Source organism: Streptomyces sp. AK02-01A, assembly GCF_033795305.1.
Classification (GTDB): domain Bacteria; phylum Actinomycetota; class Actinomycetes; order Streptomycetales; family Streptomycetaceae; genus Streptomyces.
The window spans coordinates 66,924-83,612 of record NZ_JARBAE010000023.1 but is presented as its reverse complement, the minus strand read 5'-3'; the positions used below and the strand labels follow the sequence as shown (position 1 = coordinate 83,612).

At 67.8% G+C, this 16,689-nt stretch carries 15 protein-coding genes; 11 read left to right on the top strand and 4 right to left on the bottom strand.

From position 1 onward, the window contains the following. The first annotated feature begins 10 nt into the window (after window positions 1–10). The 7 genes from PV679_RS21535 to PV679_RS21505 all read left to right on the top strand — a co-directional run bounded on the left by PV679_RS21535 (window position 11) and on the right by PV679_RS21505 (window position 8,813). On the top strand, window positions 11–853 hold the full coding sequence (locus PV679_RS21535) for a sugar ABC transporter permease (protein ID WP_319681967.1): 843 nt from the start codon (window positions 11–13) through the stop codon (window positions 851–853). Further along, the gene (locus PV679_RS21530) at window positions 850–1,809 is read left to right on the top strand and encodes a carbohydrate ABC transporter permease (protein ID WP_319681966.1); all 960 of its coding nucleotides are present in this window, start codon (window positions 850–852) and stop codon (window positions 1,807–1,809) included. Before PV679_RS21535 ends, PV679_RS21530 begins: the two co-directional genes overlap by 4 nt. Before the next feature lies 1 nt (window position 1,810). Beyond that, window positions 1,811–3,787: a hypothetical protein gene (locus PV679_RS21525; protein ID WP_319681965.1), complete on the top strand. Its 1,977-nt coding sequence runs from the start codon at window positions 1,811–1,813 to the stop codon at window positions 3,785–3,787. Continuing rightward, on the top strand, window positions 3,784–4,617 hold the full coding sequence (locus tag PV679_RS21520; protein WP_416069771.1) for a ribonuclease activity regulator RraA: 834 nt from the start codon (window positions 3,784–3,786) through the stop codon (window positions 4,615–4,617). Before PV679_RS21525 ends, PV679_RS21520 begins: the two co-directional genes overlap by 4 nt. Continuing rightward, on the top strand, window positions 4,614–5,534 hold the full coding sequence (locus tag PV679_RS21515) for an aldo/keto reductase (RefSeq protein WP_319682001.1): 921 nt from the start codon (window positions 4,614–4,616) through the stop codon (window positions 5,532–5,534). Before PV679_RS21520 ends, PV679_RS21515 begins: the two co-directional genes overlap by 4 nt. An 892-nt stretch (window positions 5,535–6,426) precedes the next feature. Next, the gene (locus PV679_RS21510; RefSeq protein WP_319681964.1) at window positions 6,427–7,179 is read left to right on the top strand and encodes a carbonic anhydrase; all 753 of its coding nucleotides are present in this window, start codon (window positions 6,427–6,429) and stop codon (window positions 7,177–7,179) included. Between the two features lie 1,103 nt (window positions 7,180–8,282). Further along, window positions 8,283–8,813, top strand: a complete 531-nt coding sequence (locus PV679_RS21505; protein ID WP_319681963.1) for a hypothetical protein — start codon at window positions 8,283–8,285, stop codon at window positions 8,811–8,813. A 119-nt stretch (window positions 8,814–8,932) separates the two neighbouring features. Here the strand turns inward: PV679_RS21505 and PV679_RS21500 are convergent, their stop codons facing one another. Beyond that, window positions 8,933–9,565 (bottom strand): helix-turn-helix domain-containing protein, encoded by a 633-nt coding sequence (locus tag PV679_RS21500; protein WP_319681962.1) that lies wholly within the window; start codon window positions 9,563–9,565, stop codon window positions 8,933–8,935. Window positions 9,566–9,711: 146 nt separating this feature from the next. Between PV679_RS21500 and def the strand changes: the two genes are divergently transcribed. Next, window positions 9,712–10,326: a peptide deformylase gene (def, locus tag PV679_RS21495; protein ID WP_319682000.1), complete on the top strand. Its 615-nt coding sequence runs from the start codon at window positions 9,712–9,714 to the stop codon at window positions 10,324–10,326. Window positions 10,327–10,518: 192 nt separating this feature from the next. On the opposite strand, the gene PV679_RS21490 is transcribed toward def, so the two are convergent. Then, entirely contained in the window at window positions 10,519–10,920 is a 402-nt protein-coding gene (locus tag PV679_RS21490) for a helix-turn-helix domain-containing protein (RefSeq protein WP_319681961.1), read from the bottom strand. Window positions 10,921–11,051: 131 nt separating this feature from the next. On the opposite strand from PV679_RS21490, the gene PV679_RS21485 reads away from it, so the two are divergent. The 3 genes from PV679_RS21485 (at window position 11,052) to PV679_RS21475 (ending at window position 13,441) form a co-directional block, all read left to right on the top strand. Next, the gene (locus tag PV679_RS21485; RefSeq protein ID WP_319681960.1) at window positions 11,052–11,429 is read left to right on the top strand and encodes a VOC family protein; all 378 of its coding nucleotides are present in this window, start codon (window positions 11,052–11,054) and stop codon (window positions 11,427–11,429) included. Window positions 11,430–11,536: 107 nt separating this feature from the next. Beyond that, the gene (locus PV679_RS21480; protein WP_319681959.1) at window positions 11,537–12,892 is read left to right on the top strand and encodes an NAD(P)/FAD-dependent oxidoreductase; all 1,356 of its coding nucleotides are present in this window, start codon (window positions 11,537–11,539) and stop codon (window positions 12,890–12,892) included. A gap of 204 nt (window positions 12,893–13,096) precedes the next feature. Next, window positions 13,097–13,441, top strand: a complete 345-nt coding sequence (locus PV679_RS21475) for a hypothetical protein (RefSeq protein WP_319681958.1) — start codon at window positions 13,097–13,099, stop codon at window positions 13,439–13,441. Between the two features lie 238 nt (window positions 13,442–13,679). On the opposite strand, the gene PV679_RS21470 is transcribed toward PV679_RS21475, so the two are convergent. Together PV679_RS21470 and PV679_RS21465 are read right to left on the bottom strand one after the other, a co-directional pair. Then, window positions 13,680–14,624: an alpha/beta hydrolase gene (locus tag PV679_RS21470; protein ID WP_319681957.1), complete on the bottom strand. Its 945-nt coding sequence runs from the start codon at window positions 14,622–14,624 to the stop codon at window positions 13,680–13,682. Window positions 14,625–15,323: 699 nt separating this feature from the next. Further along, window positions 15,324–15,911 (bottom strand): hypothetical protein, encoded by a 588-nt coding sequence (locus PV679_RS21465; protein WP_319681956.1) that lies wholly within the window; start codon window positions 15,909–15,911, stop codon window positions 15,324–15,326. Between the last annotated feature and the right edge of the window lie 778 nt (window positions 15,912–16,689).

Genomic DNA, 16,689 nt, shown 5'->3' with positions numbered 1-16,689 from the left:
CGGCGTGGTCATGACGGCCCCCGCGGTCGTGCTGTTCGCCGTCATGATGCTGGTGCCGCTGGTGTTGTCGGGCTATCTGAGCCTGACCGACTGGGACGGGTACACCGCACATCCGGCGATGGTCGGTCTGCACAACTACCGCGTGCTGCTGCACGATCCCGAGGTCCGTCACGCCGCGGGCATCACAGCGGTCGTCGCCGTGGCAGGCACGGTCGTGATCAACCTCGCCGGGCTCGGAGTGGCGCTGGCCATCGCGACGCCGGGGCGCCTGAACACACTGCTGCGGACGGTCTTCTTCTACCCGTACGTCATCAGTGCCCTGATCATCGGCTTTCTGTGGTCCGCGCTGCTGTCCACCAACGGCGCCGTCAACACCGTTCTCCGGGCTGCCGGGCACGCCGGGCTGCCCTTTCTGTCCAGGCCCGGCTGGGCACTGGCCAGTCTGATCGCCGTCATCGTCTGGTCCGGATTCGGCTTCACCATGGTGCTGTACATCGCCGGCCTGCAGACCGTGCCCGCTTCGCTGATCGAGGCGGCGCGCATCGACGGGGCCGGCCGCTGGCGGACACTCCGCAGTGTGACGCTGCCGATGGTCGCCCCGATCGTCACCGTCAACATCGTGCTCACCCTGGTGTCCCTGCTGCGTTCCTACGACCTGGTGCTGTCCCTGACCGGCGGCGGACCGGCGGGCAGCACGCAGACCGCCGCCTATCTGATCCTGTCCGAGTCCTTCCAGAACAACGTGCTGGGCTACGGCTCGGCCCAGTCGGTCGTCCTGACCGTGGTCACCGGCATCGCCGCCCTGGCCGTTACCTTGCTGCGACGCCGCGCTGACGCAGGAGCATCCGCATGATCCACCAGCCACCACCCACTCTGGCACGCTCCACCAGTACTCCCGCCAGTACTCCCGCGCCGACGGACCTCGCCGGGCAACCGCCCCGCACGGTCGCCGGCCCGCCGGTCCGCTCCCGCAGGACGGACTGGGGCGTGCGGGCAGTCGGGGCCGCGGCGCTGGCCGTCGGAGCACTCGTGATGCTGGTGCCGCTGTGGATGCTCGTGGTCAACGCGTTCAAGCCGGAACAGGACATCCGCACCTCGCCGTTCGGGCTCCCACTGTCACGGCTCGGCCTGTCCCACCTCCGGGACGCGCTGCACAACCCCGACTTCAACGTGGCGAAGGCGTACGGCATCACGGCGCTGTTCGTCGTCCTGGTCAATGTGCTGTCGCTCGTGATCGCGGCTCCCGTCTCGTACGTCATCGCGCGCGGCACCTCGCGCTGGCACACGGCACTGCTGCTCCTCTTCGTCGCCGGTACCTTCGTGCCCAGCCAGGTCCTGCTCATCCCCGTCGTCTACGTCCTGAAGTACCTCGGCCTGATGGGCACCATCCCCGGCTTCGTCCTGTTCGAGACAACGCTGACCCTCCCGGTCTCGGTGTTTCTGTACAGCGCGCACATCCGCACGGTGCCGCGCGAACTCGACCAGGCCGCCGCGGTCGACGGCGCCGGGCGGCTGCGCACCTTCTGGCTGATCGTGTTCCCACTGATGCGTCCGGTCGTCGCCACCGCGGTGATCCTGCACACTCTCGGTGTCTGGAACGACTTCGCCAACCCGCAGATCATCCTCGGCCCCGGAAGCGGCCTCTACACCGTCACCACCGGTGTGTACGCGGCCGTCGGCAAATACTCCACCCACTACGCCGTGGTCTTCCCCAACCTGCTGCTCGCCATCGCCCCTGCGCTCGCCTTCTTCGTGATCATGCAACGGCACATCATCAGCGGCCTGACCACCGGCGCGACGAAGGGCTGACATGACTCCCGACCCGAAGACCGACGCCACGGCGGGCGTGCCGGCCATCACCGCCACCACTCCCAGCGGACCTCCGCCGTCCTGGGCGGTCCTGCAGCGCCGGCTGTTCGACGACCTCGACACCGCCTGGCGTACCTTCCGCGACCGCTGCACCGAACCCGACGGCCGCCTGCGCCACCAAGGGACGATCGACGACCGCGACGGCGCCGACGACTTCTACGAGGCGTTCTTCAACTGGCCCGCGCTCTACCAGCTCGGCGGCGCCGACGACTTGCTGCCGGCGGTCAAACTGCACTGGGAGGGCGTCACCGTCCAACTGACCGAACTCGGCCTATCCACCGATGAGTTCGAGCGGGGATACGACTGGTTCCACCAGGGCGAGGCACTGCTGATGTTCTACGGCATCTGCGCCGCCGACCCCGCCGACGAGACATTCCGACGCCGCGCCGTCCGCTTCGCCGAGCAGTACCTGCCCGGCAGCCCAACCGGCAACTACGACGAGCACGCGCGCGTCGTCCGGGCGCCGCACAACGGCGCCGACGGTCCTCGCCCGGGCCTCGGCCCGCAGTGGGACGACGGCTTCGGATCCGACCAGCCGGGCATGCGCGTCTACGGCCTGCCACTTCAGGACGTCCCCGGCATCACGACCTGGAAGGACCTCGACGATCCCGCCCTCGCGACCCGGATGGGACACGCGATGCGCGACCGCCTCGGCCGCGGGGACACCGCCGTCAACCTCGCAGCGACCGCACTCGCGGTCAACGCCTGGCTGTACGACCACGACCCGCGCTTCTCCTCCTGGGTGACGGACTACGTGGACGCCTGGCGTTCACGTTCCTCCGCCGGCGGCGCGATGCCCGACAACGTCGGCCTCTCCGGGACCGTGGGGGAGTACCACGGCGGCCGCTGGTTCGGCGGCCACTACGGCTGGACCTGGCCGCACGGAGTGCACTCGGTGGGCGCCGCCGCACTGGTCGGCGCGATCAGCGCCTGCATGGTGGGCGGCGACCTCGCACCTCTGGACCTGGCCCGCCGTCCGCTGGACCAGGTCTGGGACCAACGCCGCACCGGCCTGGTCGGCGAGGAGGAGGCCAGCCAGGACCACACCTGGAAGCCACTCCTCCAGGAGGAGGCCGAGCATCCCGTCAGCCTGCTGCCCACCCGCATCGGACTCCAGGGATGGTTCGACTACCAGCCCGCCCAGGTGGCGTACTGGACCTGGCTGTGGTGGTACGGCATGCAGGACGAGGACCGGGCCCGCCTGGACGCGCTGCGTGACGTCGCCGGCTACGACTGGCGGGCGGTGCGCGCGTTCCGCGGCAAGGAGGAAGCGGGCCACGAACCGCCGTGGCTCGCCTACCTGGCGGGGGACAACCCCGACTACCCGGAACAGGCGCTGCGACTGGCACTGGCCCAGGTCGCCCGGCGTATGGCTCTGATCGCCGCCGACGACGCGGCGCCGGACGAGATCGACCTGCACTGGTGGCAGCGCCTCAACCCCGTCGTCACCGAGGTCCTCACCCAACTCACCACGGGCGCACCGCAAACCATCTACAACGGCGGACTGCCACTGGCCCGGCTGCGCTACACCGACCTCGACCGAAGCCGGCCCGGACTGCCGGCCGACGTGGCGGCACTCGTCGAATCCCTCGACCCGACCGGTACCACCGTGCGGCTGGTCAATCTCAGTGTCCTGGAGACACGCCGACTGCGCCTGCGCGCGGGGACGTTCGGCGAGCACCTCATCACCAGCGCGCGCTGGGCCGGAGCCGCGTCCCACGACGCGTACCCCGGAGACGCGCACGACTACCGCATTCCCGCACCAGAACACGCCGAGCGCTCTCTCGACGTCGGCGGCAACAGCGTGGACATCACTCTGCCGCCCGGACACGAGATCCGGCTCGTCCTCGACCTGCGCCTGAACACACTTCGTCCCTCCCATCACCTTCCCGCCCAGCCTTCCCGGAGCCACCTGTGACTGACCCGTCCACCACCGCACTCACCTCCGACGCCGCGCACACCGCGCCCGCGGCACCCGCCGGACAAGCGCCCGCGATCTGGCCGCTGCCGGTCCGCGGCGAACCCTGGGCGCGCCCCGACAGCGCCCTGGTCGAGGGCCTGAGCCGGGTGAGTTCCGCGACGGCGTGCGCCAAACTCCACGAACTGGGCATCCGGCGCAGCTTCGTTCAGGGGCCCACCGCGATGGAAGCCGGCCTGAAAATCACCGGCCCCGCCCTCACCCTGCAGTTCATGCCGCAGCGCGAGGACGTCGCCAGCGGACTGGGTCAGGAGTACGTCGAACGCAACACCGCTCTGTGGGCGGTACTTGAGGCCGTCCAGCCCGGCGACGTCCTCGTTGTCCAGGCCTACGGCAGCGCGTTCACCGGCTGCTTCGGCGACATGCTGGTGCGCTACTTCAAGAAAAAGGGCGGTGCCGGAATCGTCGTCGACGGACGCATCCGCGACGCCGAGCGGGTACGCCGCCTCGGCGTACCCATCTGGTGCACCGGGACGACACCGCACTACGCCTCCCAGTCCGAGCTCTTCCCCTGGGCGTACGACGTACCGGTCGCAGCCGGCGGAGTGCTCTGCCTGCCCGGCGACATGGTCGTGGCGGACGCTGACGGCGCCGTCGTCGTGCCCCGCGCCAAGTCCGAGCAGGTGGTGCGGAGCGCGTCCGACCACGAGGAGTGGGAGGAGTTCAGCCGACTGCGGATCGACGGCGGCGCGCGCCTGTCGGACTACTACCCTCTCAGCCCCGACAGCCGGGAGGAGTACGAGCAGTGGCGGGCGGGCCAGAGCGCATGACCGGCGCCGCGCAGGCACCGGGACCCGCCTCCTTCGGGCTGGGGTGCGCCCCGATCGGCGACCTGTACGGACCGGTCGACCCCGCGACGGCGGTGGCGACCGTGCGCGCCGGGATCGACTCGGGCGTCGCTCTCCTGGACACGGCGCCCAAGTACGGCGACGGGCTCTCCGAGCAGCGGGTCGGTGACGCGCTGGCCACCACCGGGCAGAGAACGTTCCTGCTGTCGACGAAAGTGGGGTGGTCGATCGGCGAGGGCGGACCACCACGGCCGGCGTTCGGCGGCGACGACGTCCTGCGGAGCCTGGAAGGCAGTCTGCGGCGGCTCGGAGTGGACAAGGTCGACATCGTCCACGTGCACGACCCGGACGACCATCTCGACGAGGCGGTCTCCCAGACCGTTCCGGCCCTCGTCCGGCTCCGGGAGGAGGGGGTCATCAAGGCCGTCGGTGCGGGGATGAACAGCAGCCGGCTCCTTGCCGAGCTGGTAGAACGCACGGACCTGGACTGTGTACTGATCGCCGGACGCTACACCCTGCTGGAGCAGCCGGCCCTCTCGGACCTGCTGCCGCTGTGCGTCCAGCGAGGAGTGGACGTCATCGCGGCCGGAGTGTACAACTCCGGACTGCTCGCCGATCCTCGTCCCGGCGCTCCGTACAACTACCGCCCGGTGCCCGACGACATCCTCCACCGGGCGCTGCGGATCAGGGATATCTGCGCCCGGCACTCCGTGCCGCTGCGGGCGGCTGCCATGCAGTTCCCACTCGGCCATCCCGCGGTGACGACCGTCCTGGTCGGCGCCGCGAGCCCCGAGGAGGTCGCGGACAATGTGAATCTGTCACGGCTGCCGCTCCCCGACCAGTTGTGGACAGACCTCCGTGCGGCAGGACTGCTCGATCCGCGGGTGCCGCTGCCGTGATCGTCGATGCCCACTGCCACCGGTGGAACCTCGAACTGGCCCGCCACTCATGGCCCGACGGCTCCGACACCGGTCGGCTCCGTCGGTGATGGCGCTGCTCGCCGAGCAATGCCTCAGCGTGGGCCTGCCGGCGACAGCACCACGGTTCCTGACCACGCGATGCCGGGCCAGGCCGACCTGGCAGGTCTGCCCGCCACGCTCCTGATGACGGCGGACTGTCAACGGTGCGGTGGATCCCCGGTTTCGCCAACCGGGGATCCACCGCCGTATTGCGCTCTTCCGACTCAAGCTGACGAACGCGACACGTAGGGTGCGAGCGGCGGGCCACCGGCGAAGCCGCGGTATCCGATCGAGGTGATGACGCCGACCCGGCCGGCGGCATGAGCGGGGTCGTCGGCACCGGCGCTCATGCTGACCGGAAGGCCGAGCGCCGCGCCCGTCCCCACCGTGGTGTTCCCGCGAACGCCAGGCCGGTGGAGGGTCCGAGTGCGAAAGGACAACGCCGGTAGCGGCGGCGACGGCGGCGGCTGTTCGCGGGACGATGACCTGCCCGAACCGATCGAGGACCGCCGGGCCGAGCCGGCGGCCGGCGGTGGGCGCGGTGAGGAACGACGCGTACATCAGCGTGCCGATGGTGGCGCACCGCACATCAACACGCGCTATCGCGATGTTCACGACAACGGACAGCACCCGGCCCGTCAGCACTCCACTCGGGCAGAGTGGCCTCGGTATCAGACGTTCAAGCCGCCACCCGAGCCCGTTTCTGTGGGCCGTCGGTGGCGAAGTCGCCCGCGCCCGCTTGTGCCTGCGGCGAAGTCACGCACACCACGATGAACAATTCCCCTGGTCAAGATGCATGGACGCGTCTGAGCGGCATCGAAGGGAATGACCGATGGACAGAGCAGAACGTCCGGATCGCAGAGCTCTGCTCGCTGGTGGACTTGCGGCCGCCACGGTCGCGCTCGCGGGGTGTTCGACCAGCGCCGCCACGTCAGCGACCAGCGCCGCCACGTCTGCGACCAGCGCTTCGCCGGACACGCGTCCGACCACGTCCACCGCGGCGTTCGCGAGACTGATGGAAGGCAACAAGCGCTGGGTGAGCGGAGACCTTCACCACCCCGACCGGGATCCGACCCGGCGTCAGCTCGTGGCCCAGGCGCAGGAGCCTTTCGGAGCGATCCTCGCGTGCATCGACTCCCGAGTGCCGCCCGAACTCCTCTTCGACACAGGGCTGGGTGAGCTCTACGTGATGCGCACGGGCGGGGAAGCGATCGGCCCGGTGGTCACTGGGTCTGTCGAGTACGGGCCCATGACGAGCGGCACCCCGCTCATCGTGGTCCTCGGGCATCAGCGCTGCGGCGCCGTCGAGGCGGCCTACAAGTCCTTTCGTGACGGCAAACCGCTGCCCGGCAACCTGCAGGCGATCGTCAAGGCTCTGCGACCGGCGTATGAGCAGACAGTGCGGGAAGGCGGCGCCGACCCGGTCGAGACCATGGCCCGCGCCCAGGTCACATTGACCGCGACCGATCTGCGCTCCAACCAGGACCTTGCCCCACTTGTGGGAAAGGGCGACCTGGCTGTGGTCGGCGCCTACTACTCGCTCGACACCGGCAAGGTGGAGGTCCTGACCGGCGCGCCTTCCTGAACCGGTCGGACGAGACGGGCGACCGGACCGCCTCTCCGGGGGATGACCAAGGCCGTCCGTTCCTTCGCCCAGATCCTCACCGAGCGGCCGGAGAGGCCCGCCGCCTGGAGCTGGAGGAACCCGACTGCACCGGCGGGTACCGCGGCTTCCTGACCGTGGCCGTGCAGCGGTTCGGAGAGATCGTGCGGTGGTCGGACCGGGAGGTTCCGTGGGCGGCGCGCACCTCCGCGCGCTATCTCCCGCCGGAGCTCCACTTCGACGCGGGTCAGTACGACGCCGAGTTGGCTCGTGCTGAGGCGGACCGCTGGTGGCAGGTGCAACCGTCGGCCCAGCACGGCGCGCTCCTGCCCGGCTGCGGGCTCTTACCGGCCCCGCGTTCTCGTCAGCGGGAACGCCTTAGCAGGCCCAGGTATTGTCGAAACTCGTGAATATTCCGGCCAGGCTGCGACCGCCCACCGCCTCTCAAATCGACGTCGAACCGCGGCCCGTTCTCGGGTTCTGGCTCAGCTTCTGTGATCCGAGCACTGCGAGTGACAGCTGAACCCTCTGTGGTACCTGAGGCCCGCTCGGCTATCAGGGCAGCTACCAGCGCGTTCGCGCCTACCTCCGCCAGAAGCACACCTCGCCGCGGCCCGTGACAGCCCGTCCGCCCTCGCCCCGGGCCGTCGCCGGATGGATCCTCCGCTGCCCGGAAGCCCTCTCCGAGACCGAACACCTCCACCTGAAGAACGTGCGGGCCAACTGCCCCGAAATCGACGCCCTCACCAGCCACGTCCGGTCCTTCGCGACCATGCTCACCGAGCGCCAGGGCGAGCGACTGTCGGACTGGCTCGACGCCGTCACACAGGAACCTACCCAGCCTCCACACCCTCGCCGCGGGCATCGACCGCGACCGTGACGCGTTATCGCCGGCCTCACCCTCCCTTGGAGCTCGGGCGTCGTCGAAGGGCATGTCAACCGCATCAAGATGCTAAAGCGTCAGATGTTCGGTCGCGCGGGCTTCGCCCTCCTGCGGAAAAGGGTTCTCATGCCCTGATCACCGAACCAGGCAGAGGAACTCGATGGCAGCACCGTCTGCGAATGTGCGAGCCTCCTTCTCCCAGATGCCGATCGAGAAGACTGTGATGACCCGCGACGACGCCCTCAAACAGCTCAGCCACATCGCGCGCGAGAGGGCATTCGGTAGGCACGTCGGGTCTGACCAGCTCATCCAGGCAGGGCTGAACGCGCTGATTGCCGGGGTTGAGAGTCCCTCCCTCGCTATGCTGGCCGGTCTCCTCAGAAGCGAAGAGCCCGAGGCTTCGGCACTCTTCGACCAAGTGCTGGAGGAGTTGGGACTGCTCTTCCACCCGCCCGCTGACCCTCGGGCCGCGAAGTGGGCAATGGCCTACTGGGTCGCCGGGCAGATCGCCGACGGATCTCTGGATCCCGCCGCCGGCACCCACCTCATCTGGGCAGACATCGCCTACGACCTCGGCTACCCCGAAGAGCTGGAACCCCTTGTCCACTGCGCGCACAACCTGGACGGCTGGGAGGAGAGCTGGGGAGTCCCTTTCGAGGAACTCAACAGAGAAGCGGTTGAGGTAGCGAAGCAGTTCCTCAGCAAGCGGTCGGCAGCAGAGGTTGAAGACTGACCGCCGGTTCATTTTCGCCATCGGGATTGGTCCAGCCGTTCCTCGCCCCCTCACTCGCGTGGCCGCACCACAGAAGCTGAGCCAGAACCCGTTCTCGTGAACAGAGCTAGGATGATTGTCTATTGATCTCGTTCAGGAGTCGGTCGATCCTTCAACGCGGCCTGGCGTGGGCTGCGGCGGGGCACCGGATGTTCGGCGAGAAGCGGGAACAGTCGGGTGACCGCGGCTACGGCTACGGCATTCGGCGAGCGTGTGGCGGGGTGGTCCTCCCGGTTGCGGTAGCGGGCGAGCAGGCGGCGGATGGAGGTGGCGAGTTCCGCAGCCTCGGACGGGGTGAGGTGCAGCACGGTGCTGAAGGATTCGTCCTGTTGCCAATCCGCCGGCGCCTGGCTCCGGTGAGCCAGCCAGTGTTGGTAGCTCTCGTCCTCCAGCCCGCGGGCGAGGGCGGTGAATTCTTCCGGCTCTTCCTTGCCGGTGTGGTGGGGTGTGTCCCATCGCAGCCGCCACGGCCGGGCCCGGCCTCCTTGGTGAGGCGCTTCTTCGATGAGGCCGTACCGGGCGAGCTGGCGCAGGTGGAAAGAGCACAGGCCGGAGCTGTGTCCGAGGCGGACGGCGGCCTCGGTGGAGGTGAGGGTGCCGGCTTCAGCGAGCAGGTCGAGCAGGGCAATGCGCACGGGGTGGTCGGGCAGAAGTCGGCGGGCCCGGTCCTGCAGGGCCTCTGCGGCTTCGACTCGATGGTTTCCATCACTCATTTTGCAAAGTCTGCTACTTTGCAAAGCCATTGGCAAGCCGTCAGATCCCTCGGTAACTGGGGTCCGTGGCCAAGACACCGCGTGGATGGGGTTGATGGTTCGTGGCTGTTCGGTTCGGTGACACGGTGCGGGATCGCCGGGTGCGTGTGCAGGGCAAACCCGTCGAGTCCTATCCACGGCTCGCGCCGGAGGCGGAGCGTGGTGCGGTGCGCAGGATCACCGTGGTCGGGGAGGAGATCCTGCGCCGCCGGTGCCGGGAGGTGACTGAGTTCGGCACCGTGGAGCTGGCGAGGCTGATCGATGACATGTCCGCCACCAACCAGGTGGCGGAGGGAGCTGGACTCGCCGCCAACCAGGTGGATGTGGATCTGCAGTTGTTCGTGTGGGACATCACGGATGAGTGGGGTGTGCGCCACGTTGGGCACATCGCCAACCCGGTTCTTGAGGAGGTATCCGCTGACGCCCGTCGCCTGGTGGAGGAACCCGAAGGCTGTCTGTCAGTCCCCGGCCCTTACCGCGTGGTCCCCCGCCTCGATCGTGCTCTCGTCCGGGGCTGCGACAAGGACGGCAATCCCCTGGTGATCGAGGGCAGAGGATACTTCGCCCGGTGCCTGCAGCACGAAACCGATCACCTGCGCGGCCACCTTTATCTGGACCGGCTCGCACAGCGGGAACGGAAAGCTGCTCTCCGGGAGATGCGGGACTCCCAGGACAAGGTGTTCGCCCGGCGCGCCTCGGCGGCGAAGCGGCTCGGGAAGTGAGTGGCGTTCTTCCAGATGCGCCGACGGCTTCGCCGGCGAATACTTTCGGCTGTAGCCGTCGGCGCTCAGCAGCACGGCGCACAGGCTGGTGGTGAAGCCCTCCTCAAGGACATGGACGACCCAGGTCGAGGCCGTACAGCCACTTCGGCAACTGCTGCCGTGACCGTCAGGAGTTCTTCGGCCAGCCAGGACTCACTGAGCCGTACGGCTGCTCCGCGCGTCAAAGCGCCCTCGGGCCGCCTCGATTTCGCTCAGGTACCGGCGGGTCCACTCGCACATGCCGTTGACCGTGTCGCGCAGCGCCGCGCCCGCCTCGGTGAGGCGGTAGTCGACGCGTGGTGGCACCTCGGCGTACACCGTCCTGCGCACCAGCCCGTCCCGTTCGAGCCTGCGCAGGGTCTGGGTGAGCATCTTGTGGCTGATGCCTCCCACCTCGGTCAGCAGTTCGGTGAACCGGAGGGTCTCCTCTCCCAGCACGTTGATGATCAGTAGCGCCCACTTGTTGGCCACACCGGAGAAGATCTCGCGGGCCAGGGAGTCGGCGCGCGTCACGTCTCCGTCCTCGGGCGCGTGTCCGACCTGCTTGGTAACCACGAGGTTCCTCTCTCGCCGAAAAGTGCGTTCTTCCACGTCAGAGCATACTCACCTACGGTTTCTGAGTAACCAGAAGAGACCAATGGCCCGCCCGGTACGCCGGCTGTGGCCGACTCGGTATGGAGCCGCTCATGAGCATCCTGAAGACCTACGCCCGTCTGTGGACCGACAACCTCGACCGTGCTCTGCCGCTCCTAGCGGAGCTCACCGGCGCGCGGCCGGAGCTGCGGCTGGCGTTCCACTCCGTGGAACTGGCCGCCATCGGCGACTTCCTCGTCATCGCGGGCCCGGCCGAGGAGCGTGCGAAGTACGCGCATGCCTCCGCCACCGTGGTCGTCGAGGACCTCGACGACCTTGCCGCGACCCTGGAGGCCGCCGACGCCACCATCACCACTCCCACGACGAGCGGCCCGACGGGCCGGTTTCTCTACGCCCGCCACGCCGACGGTGCAGAGATCGAGTACGTCGAGTGGATCCCGGAGTTGGTCCGGCGGCTCATCCACCAGTGACCTCTCGCACGCACCACTCAGACACCGCGCGTCAGAACCGCCGTGGCGTGTCACACCACCCCGCACCACACGGTCTATCTGGTGTCGACCTGAAAACAGAGGGAATCATGCGTGAGATTGTGATTGTCGGTGGCGGCTACGCGGGCTTCTACACGGCGTGGGGCCTTGAGAAGACGCTGCGTACGGGCGAGGCACGGGTGACGGTTGTCGACCCGCGTCCTTACATGACCTACCAGCCCTTCCTCCCGGAGGTAACGGCTGGATCGGTCGAGGCACGTCATGCCGCGGTGTCGTTGCGGCGGCACCTGCGCCGCACCCGGCTGATCGCGGGCAGCGTGACCGAGATCCGCCATGCGGACCGGACGATCGCCGTCCGGCCTGCGAGCGGAGCCGATTACGAACTCCGTTACGACACGCTCGTGGTCACTGCCGGCGCCGTGACCCGCACCTTTCCGATACCGGGTCTCGCGCAGCAGGCGATCGGCCTGAAGCACGTGGAGGAGGCGGTGGCGATTCGTGACCGGCTGATGACCGCGTTCGACCAGGCGGCGTCACTGCCGCCGGGCGCTCAGCGGCGAAAGCTGCTGACCGTCACGTTTGTTGGCGGCGGGTTCTCCGGCGTCGAGGGCTTTGGTGAACTGCTGTCGCTGGCGACCGCGATGCTCAAGTCCTATCCGGAGCTGAGCTTTGACGAACTGTCCTTCCACCTGGTCGAGGCCCGGGGCCGTATCCTGCCCGAGGTGGGAGACAGGCCCGGTGCCTGGGTGGTGCGGTCTTTGGAACGCCGCGGCGCGCACGTCCATCTGAACACGCAGCTCGTCTCCACCGAAGACGGGCACGTCGTGCTCTCCAGCGGAGAGGAGTTTGATTCGGCGCTGATCGTCTGGACCGCAGGCAACGCCTCGAACCCGGTCGTGCACAACCACACGGATCTGCCGGTCGACGAACGGGGCCTGGTCGTGGTCCGACCAGACCTTCGTGTGGGAACCGACAGCGATCCCGTGCCGGATGTGTGGGCGGCCGGAGACGACGCGGCCGTTCCTGACCTGGCTTCAGCGGTACCGGGGGCGCACACGGTCCCGAACGCCCAGCACGCCGTGCGGCAGGGCAAGCGCCTCGCGAAGAACATCGCAGCCGGCCTGCACGGAGGGAGGATCCGGAACTACCGTCACAGCAGCCTGGGAGTGGTGGCGACGCTGGGCCTGGGGCGAGGCATCTTCCAGTACAAGAACATCGTCATCAAGGGACTTCCCGCCTGGCTGATGCACCGGGGCTATCACGTCCTGGCCGTACCCACCTGGGAGCGCAAGGTCCACGTTCTCACCGTCTGGCTCACCGCCGCACTGTTCGGCCGGGATCTCGTCTCTCTCGCCTCCGTTCAGCATCCACGGGACGCCTTTGTCACGAGCGGCAAGCCACAGCACCCCGGCGAGAGCCGGGCGAGTGACCACATGGCCGCATGAGCATGACGGAAGGGCTCAGCCGCGAAGTGGCCGCCCGGCGGCACCATCGGACCACTTCCGCCGCGCGGTGAAGGGCGTTGCCGGTGGCTGCTCCACGGCGTACGAACTTGTCGGCCGCCCGGCGCTCCCACCGCGCTCCCACCGCGCTCCCACCGGACCCCGTATCGCCGGGACTGGGTTTCTTGTTCCCCTTTGGAGTACACCGTGAACGCGAGCGAGGAGGCCGCACGCGGCCTGACCGACATTGAAGAATTCCTGTACTGGGAGGCTCATCTGGAAGCAGCGCATCGGCGCGTAGCGGATTTCACCGCACGAGCGCCGGGGCTGACCCAGGAGCAGAAAATTGATATCGAGCGGTGGTATCTCGAAGAGCAGAGATACGTTGCCCGCATGGTGACCGAGCACATCGCTGACACCATCAGTGTGGTGGAAGACGACCACCATATCCGCTTCGGGCGATGGCTCCGAGGAACGCTGACCGCGATGGTCCTGATCACCGCGGCGATGATCGGGCTGTGCGTCGCTGTGATCATGGGGACGTCGAGCTGAACCACCGGGGCTGCTCGGTTCCCGTCTGTTCCCGGACTCGCCGACGACGGAGCAGTCCCCGGAGGGACCGCACTGCCACGGTGACGGGCGCGGTCACTCTGGGCTCCTCGCCGAGCCGGTGCCTGATCCAGACCGTGGAGACGGTCTCAGACGCCGGTGGACACCCGGGGACGTCCTTCCGGGGCGTGGAGCGATGGCCCGGCCGTCGGCCCGGCCATCGCTCCGCTGCCGCGTCAGCTCACTCAGTGCTTCCGTTTACCGAGGCGAGGAACGTGGCCACTGCCGTGGCGAATCCTTCTGGATTCTCGACGTGCCCCAGGTGGCCGGTTTCGTCCAGGACCGCGAGCCGCGCTCCGGGTATTTCGTCGTGGATCATCCGTGCCCAGTGCGGCCCGCAGATGAAGTCCGCGTCTCCGACCAGGACCAGCGTGGGCGCGCTGACGCCGGCCAGCTCGCCCCGGACGTCGAACGGCGGTCCTTCGCCCGATGAGGGTTCGGCATACATACGCAGCATCTCGCGTGCAGGGCCGAACTCGTCCTCGCGTCCCCAGTAGTCGAAGAAGTACGCCGGAGAGATGGAGCGCAGCACCGCGGTCGCGCCGTCGTCGCCGAGCTGGTCGAGCCGTGCGGTGAGACCGGCGACGTAGGTGGCCACCTCGGGGTGTTCGGCGACATGGCGCCGCGCGAACCGTTCCATGTTGGCAACCGCGACAGACCAGAAGCCTTCACCTGTCACCGGCGAGGTGTCGTACAAGATCAAGGATGCGACATGCTCCGGATGGTCCAGCGCGTACCGCTGAGCGACAAACCCTCCGTGCGAATGGCCGAGCAGGGCGATCTCGGGCAGTGCGAGATGCTCGATCACCGCGTGCAGAAAGTGTGTGTAGGTGGCCAGGTTGTATTCGCGGGGGTCGGGCAGCCGGCCGGATGCGCCGGTGCCGACGGGCTCGATGTAGACCATGGTCAGGTCCTTCTCAAGCAGGGGCATACGCAGATAGTCCCAGCCAATGCCGGGCCCTCCGGAGTGGGCGACGCACACCGGGCCGGTACCGGCGACATGGTAGCGCTGCTCGACGAGAGACGATCCGTGCCGGACAGCAACCGTGTGAGTGCCGGGGGAGAGAGGTGACTCCCGGTCTTCGGCGGGGGATTGACGAGGCGTTGGTTCAGGGGAGGCGTTCACACTTCCAGATGCTGCGCCAACAACAGAGATCACTCAAGACATTGTGAAACTCGTCATAACACTGTTTGGGAATCGCGGGCGAGGTCGCCGCTCTTTCCGCTCCCATCCCGAAGTGATTGCCTCATTTAGAGCCAAAATGTCGAGGTGGTGGCCGCCTCTGTCACCGTTATCAACACTGTCTTCGTCGCAATGCCAACGTATGGTCGGTGGGACAGCAAAGCTTTGCTAGGCTGATCACAGTGTTCCGGACGCCGTACAACACTATCCGTGAAGGGGTGTCCGAAACGCGGCACACCTGCGACTAGAGCCCGCAGGTGCGGTTCCCGGGCGTCATGCGATCCCCCCGATGAGCGGCGCCCGGGAACCATTGCTCCGGCTGGCCGCTGACACTGGGCCACAGCGGGCCCGACGGATGCGTCGGCCGGTGCGCGCCGGATGCCAAGTAGGCGCGGATCAAGCCGCTTGCGGCCTGCACCGCATCTGACGCCGCGCGCTGATCCACTGGGACGTGTCTGACGCATAGCGCCGTCCGCCCGGGGGGCGGGGCCTGCGACGTCTGGTGCGTGCGGTCCCAAGGCGGAGGATCATCCGTGTACTGGACGTACTCGGATGACTCCGACAACGCGGTGAGCGTGCGTGCCAGGCGTCGCAGGCCAGGCGGGATGTGTCAGACAGGGCCCAGGGATGACGGGACAGCCCTCAGGATCGCTTGGCGCGGTAGATGCCTCGGCCGGTTCGCTGGACCCGGGACGTACCGACAAGACGGTCCAGTGTGCTGCGGACGCCGTTGATGCTTCCGCTGTCGGAGTCGCGACCGAGAGCCGCGGCAACATCACGGGCCCGCACGTTGGCGTCGCCGACTTCGGCGAAGTACTTCATGATCTGCTCGGTGAGCTTGCCGTACTTCTTCTGCCCGTCCGAGTCGGTGCCGACGGCGGGACGTTCGGTGTCCTCGCCGCTCTCCGACTTCTGAGCTCGCAGCGCGGACTTCGCAATGACGTCCACGGGCTCGGCGGGGGCGCTGTGTGTTCGCGGTTCGACGGGCGTCGCGGCCTGGCCCCGTTCCAGCGCCCCGGCACCGGCCATGCCTGTCGAAGCCGCATCGGCTGGGTTACGCATCAGGGTCTCAAGGGCGGTGAGGGCCCGCTGCACCGAGCCGAGATGTGCCACGACCGCGGCCAGTTCTCTTTCCAGCGCCTGCTTCTGGACCCGCAGGCGAGCGAGGTCCTCTCGAAGGCTCCCAACGGCGATTTCAATGTTATGCGCCGCGTGGGTTACAGAGACCATGTGTTCCTCTCATCCTCAGCCCTTCGCGCCGCGCCCGGCTCACCCACGGTGCCGCTCGGTCTGGACGAGGGAAGGCGCATCCCTCCAACCTCATATGCGGCGGTTCATCCGGAATCTGAGTGCACCAGAGCCGGCAGGAACGGCAGAGCCGCCGCGGAAGCCGAGGATGGCCGACACGCACCAAACACTATGGCATCAATTATTGCCACTGTTCGCGGCAAACGCAATGGATGGGAAACACTTGCTGTCCGCGATGTGACGGTGTTCTGTCGGCCGTCCCGGCGGCGAGGCCGCCGCTCTCGCGATCATCCGGCCGTGTGACGCTCTGCCGTTTCGGCAGGCTGGAGGTCATGGTCCGCTGCACCGTGTTACCGGAGCGTCCGTGAGCGTGACACGCATCGTCACGATGTGGCCGGTCTTGCGAGGATGACTCCGTGCCGGTGGCGCGAAAACGTTGCCGCGGGACTAATTCGCCCTTGTCGGACGTGGGACGACCACCCACTGATCAACAACGTGGCAATGCTTTAATGGCATCGCTGGGAAGCGTTCCACGATCTCGGCATGGGACTACGTGCGTTTACCAACTATATGAACCCTTTGCTCAGAGGTGCGATTTGATCTGATGATTGGGCCGCGAAGCCCGTGAAAACACTGTGTGTCTGTCTGATACCTACTGTCACGTGGCGGTCGGCAGTAATCCGCTGCCCCAGCCTTGTCACAGGAACGGGCCGGTCCCGGTCTATGGAGCAGAGGCGATTGGAGCAGCCGTGACTTTCAG

Coding starts and splice junctions, on each gene's coding strand:
- PV679_RS21535 (WP_319681967.1), top strand. CDS start 11: ATGACGGCCCCCGCGGTCGTGCTGTTCGCCGTCATGATGCTGGTGCCG.
- PV679_RS21530 (WP_319681966.1), top strand. CDS start 850: ATGATCCACCAGCCACCACCCACTCTGGCACGCTCCACCAGTACTCCC.
- PV679_RS21525 (WP_319681965.1), top strand. CDS start 1,811: ATGACTCCCGACCCGAAGACCGACGCCACGGCGGGCGTGCCGGCCATC.
- PV679_RS21515 (WP_319682001.1), top strand. CDS start 4,614: ATGACCGGCGCCGCGCAGGCACCGGGACCCGCCTCCTTCGGGCTGGGG.
- PV679_RS21510 (WP_319681964.1), top strand. CDS start 6,427: ATGGACAGAGCAGAACGTCCGGATCGCAGAGCTCTGCTCGCTGGTGGA.
- PV679_RS21505 (WP_319681963.1), top strand. CDS start 8,283: ATGCCGATCGAGAAGACTGTGATGACCCGCGACGACGCCCTCAAACAG.
- PV679_RS21500 (WP_319681962.1), bottom strand. CDS start 9,565: ATGAGTGATGGAAACCATCGAGTCGAAGCCGCAGAGGCCCTGCAGGAC.
- PV679_RS21485 (WP_319681960.1), top strand. CDS start 11,052: ATGAGCATCCTGAAGACCTACGCCCGTCTGTGGACCGACAACCTCGAC.
- PV679_RS21480 (WP_319681959.1), top strand. CDS start 11,537: ATGCGTGAGATTGTGATTGTCGGTGGCGGCTACGCGGGCTTCTACACG.
- PV679_RS21465 (WP_319681956.1), bottom strand. CDS start 15,911: ATGGTCTCTGTAACCCACGCGGCGCATAACATTGAAATCGCCGTTGGG.